Consider the following 3,894-nt stretch of genomic DNA (forward strand, 5'->3'; position numbering starts at 1 on the left):
TACGAGATTCGAACTCGTGAGGGGTTGCCCCCAACACGCTTTCCAAGCGTGCGCCCTAGGCCTCTAGGCGAATCCTCCGCCGGGAACATTACATGACCGAAGGGGGTGCTCGCGAACTCGATCCGGGAGGGGGGTCCCGGGAGGGTTCCCGGAGGGATCGGGGTGGGGGAGGTGGGTCATCGGGGGGTGGGGGATCGGGTAGGCTGGGCGGAGCCCCTCACGCGGCGCTATCTGACTGAACTCCCCCAGGGCCGGAAGGCAGCAAGGGTAGGTCGGCTCTGGCGGGTGCGTGGGGGGCGCTTGCGTTCCCGGGTTGTCGGTGGGCGCCTATAACCTCGTATACGTGTCGTCTCTCGCGCTCTACCGCCGCTATCGCCCCGAATCCTTCGCCGAGGTCATCGGGCAGGAGCATGTCACCGACCCGTTGCAGCAGGCCCTGCGGAACAACCGGGTCAACCACGCGTACCTGTTCAGCGGCCCCCGCGGGTGTGGAAAGACGACCAGCGCCCGCATCCTGGCCCGGTGTCTGAACTGTGAGCAGGGGCCGACGCCGACGCCGTGCGGGGAGTGCCAGTCCTGCCGGGACCTCGCGCGCAACGGCCCGGGGTCCATCGACGTCATCGAGATCGACGCGGCCTCGCACGGTGGTGTGGACGACGCCCGTGAGCTGCGGGAGAAGGCCTTCTTCGGGCCGGCCTCCAGCCGGTACAAGATCTACATCATCGACGAGGCCCACATGGTCACCCCGGCGGGCTTCAACGCCCTCCTGAAGGTGGTCGAGGAGCCGCCGGAGCACCTCAAGTTCATCTTCGCGACGACGGAGCCGGAGAAGGTCATCGGGACCATCCGCTCCCGCACGCACCACTACCCCTTCCGTCTGGTGCCGCCCGGCACGCTCCGCGACTACCTGGGAGAGGTGTGCGGGCGCGAGGGCATCCCGGTCGAGGACGGGGTGCTGCCGCTGGTCGTGCGGGCGGGCGCGGGGTCGGTGCGTGACTCGATGTCCGTGATGGACCAGCTCCTCGCGGGCGCGGCCGACGACGGTGTGACGTACGCCATGGCCACCTCGCTCCTCGGGTACACGGACGGGTCGCTGCTGGACTCGGTGGTGGACGCGTTCGCCGCCGGGGACGGGGCCGCGGCCTTCGAGATCGTGGACCGGGTCATCGAGGGCGGCAACGATCCGCGCCGGTTCGTCGCCGATCTGCTGGAGCGACTGCGTGACCTGGTCATCCTGGCCGCCGTGCCGGACGCCGCCGAGAAGGGGCTGGTCGACGCGCCGGCCGATGTCATCGAGCGCATGCAGGCGCAGGCCTCCGTCTTCGGCGCGGCCGAGCTGAGCCGGGCGGCGGACCTGGTGAACGCCGGGCTGACCGAGATGCGCGGCGCCACCTCTCCCCGGCTCCAGCTGGAGCTGATCTGCGCGCGCGTGCTGCTGCCCGCCGCCTTCGACGACGAGCGTTCGACGCAGGCCCGGCTCGACCGGCTGGAGCGCGGAGCCGCCACGGCGGTCGCCGCCCCCGGGCCGGTGTTCACGCCCGGCCCGCCCACGCCCGCCGTGGCGTACGTGCCCGGGCCCGAGGCCCACACGCCGATGGCCCCGCCGCCCCTGCCGGCCGCCGCCGCCGCACCCGTACCGCCGTCGCCGCAGGAGAGTTCCCGGCCCGTCCAGGCCGCGTCGCAGCCGGTCCCGCCCTCGCAGGCGCCGCAGTCCGACGCGCCCCGGCCCGGGGCGTGGCCCGGTGCCGCCCGGCCCGGTGGCGGGGCGCCCGGCGCCTGGCCGGGGGCCTCCGCGCCCGCCGCCCCGCCGCAGGCGCCCGCTCCGGCCGCGCAGCCCGCCGTTTCCGCGCCCGCGCCCGCCGCCGGGTCCGGCGACATGGCGCAGGGAGCGGCCCAGGTGCGGAACATGTGGCCGTCGATCCTCGACGCGGTGAAGAACCGGCGCCGTTTCACGTGGATCCTGCTCAGCCAGAACGCGCAGGTGGCCGGCTTCGACGGCACCACGCTCCAGCTCGGTTTCCTCAACGCCGGGGCCCGCGACAACTTCGCGAGCAGCGGCAGCGAGGACGTCCTGAAGCAGGCCCTGGCCGAACAGTTCAACGTCCAGTGGAAGATCGAGGCGATCGTCGACCCCTCGGGCGGTGCCAACCCGCCGCCCGCCGCCGGCGCCTTCGGCGGCCGTCCCGCCGCGCAGAGCCACACCCCCGGCCCGCCGCAGCAGAGCCACGGCCCGGGCCAGGGACAGGGGTACGGCCAGGGCCAGGCGTACGGCCAGACCCCGGCGCCCCAGGCCGGCGCCGGTCCTTCGCCGGCGGCCGCCTACGGGCAGGACGCGCCCGCCCCCGCACGGGCCGCGCAGTCCGGCCCCGGGCCGCAGGCGCCGTCCGCCGGGCAGCAGGCGCCGGCCCCCGCGCCGCCGCGCTCGGTGGCGCCGGAGGACGACGTACCGGAGGAGGACGATCCGGACCTGGTGGAGTCCGCCCTGTCGGGCCACGAGCTGATCGTCCGCGAGCTCGGCGCCACCGTTGTGGAGGAATACACGAACGAGTAGCGCCGTCTCGCTCGGTGGCCCGCACAAGGGCCGTCCCGGCAGGCGGGCTACTCTGGCTGGCGTGAAGGTCCTCGTCATCGGCGGCGGCGCCCGCGAACACGCCCTGTGCCGCTCTCTCTCCCTCGATCCCGACGTCACCGCTCTGCACTGCGCGCCCGGCAACGCCGGAATCGCGGAGGTCGCCGCGCTGCACCCCGTCGACCAGCTCGACGGCGGCGCGGTCGCCGCCCTCGCCACGGAGCTCGGCGCCGACCTGGTCGTCGTCGGCCCGGAGGCCCCGCTCGTCGCGGGCGTCGCCGACGCCGTGCGCGCGGTCGGCATCCCCGTCTTCGGCCCGTCCGCCGAGGCCGCCCTCCTCGAGGGGTCCAAGGCCTTCGCGAAGGACGTGATGGCGGGCGCCGAGGTGCCCACCGCCCGCAGCTACGTCTGCACCACCCCGGCCGAGATCGACGAGGCCCTCGCCGCCTTCGGCGCCCCGTACGTCGTCAAGGACGACGGTCTCGCGGCCGGCAAGGGCGTCGTGGTGACCGAGGACGTCGAGCAGGCCCGGGCGCACGCCCTCGCCTGCGACCGGGTCGTCATCGAGGAGTACCTCGACGGCCCCGAGGTCTCCCTCTTCGCCATCACGGACGGCACGACCGTCCTCCCGCTGCAGCCCGCGCAGGACTTCAAGCGCGCGCTCGACGGCGACGAGGGCCCGAACACCGGCGGCATGGGTGCCTACTCGCCGCTGCCGTGGGCCGACCCGAAGCTGGTGGACGAGGTCCTGGAGACCGTCCTGCAGCCGACGGTCGACGAGCTGCGCCGCCGGGGCACCCCGTTCTCCGGCCTGCTCTACGCGGGTCTGGCGATCACGAGCCGGGGCGTGCGGGTCATCGAGTTCAACGCCCGCTTCGGCGACCCCGAGACCCAGGTGGTCCTGGCCCGTCTCAAGACCCCCCTCGCGGGCGTGCTGCTGCGCGCCGCCACAGGCACCCTGGCCGACCAGGAGCCGCTGGCCTGGCGCGACGAGGCGGCCGTCACCGTGGTCGTCGCGAGCCACAACTACCCGGGGGCGCCGCGCACCGGCGACCCGATCGAGGGCCTGGCCGAGGTGGCGGAGCGGGACGCGCCGCACGCGTACGTCCTCCACGCCGGTACGAAGCGGGACGGCGACCGGATCGTGAGCGCGGGGGGCCGGGTCCTCTCGGTCACCGCCACCGGAACGGACCTGACGCAGGCGCGCGAGCGTGCCTACGCGGCGGTCGGCCGCATCCGTCTTGACGGCGCGCAGCACCGTACGGACATCGCGCGGAAGGCCGCGGAGGACGCCGGGAGCACCGGAGTCTGAGCGGCAGAGGCGC

The 3,894-nt window shown here is 74.5% G+C and carries 2 protein-coding genes and 1 other RNA gene; all 3 read left to right on the plus strand.

All coding sequences use genetic code 11. The features are described from left to right. Window positions 1–208 precede the first annotated feature (208 nt). The 3 genes from ffs to purD all read left to right on the plus strand — a co-directional run bounded on the left by ffs (window position 209) and on the right by purD (window position 3,881). An RNA gene (gene ffs, locus RIF68_RS30290) (signal recognition particle sRNA small type) lies at window positions 209–307 on the plus strand. Between the two features lie 36 nt (window positions 308–343). Further along, window positions 344–2,551, plus strand: coding sequence for a DNA polymerase III subunit gamma and tau (locus RIF68_RS30295; protein ID WP_309054471.1), 2,208 nt, complete (start codon window positions 344–346; stop codon window positions 2,549–2,551). A gap of 61 nt (window positions 2,552–2,612) precedes the next feature. Continuing rightward, a complete protein-coding gene (gene purD / locus RIF68_RS30300) occupies window positions 2,613–3,881 on the plus strand; it encodes a phosphoribosylamine--glycine ligase (RefSeq protein ID WP_309054472.1) in 1,269 nt (422 codons plus the stop codon). Window positions 3,882–3,894: the final 13 nt, after the last annotated feature.

Origin of the sequence: Streptomyces sp. (assembly GCF_031178505.1) — a bacterium.
Taxonomy (GTDB): domain Bacteria; phylum Actinomycetota; class Actinomycetes; order Streptomycetales; family Streptomycetaceae; genus Streptomyces; species Streptomyces gulbargensis.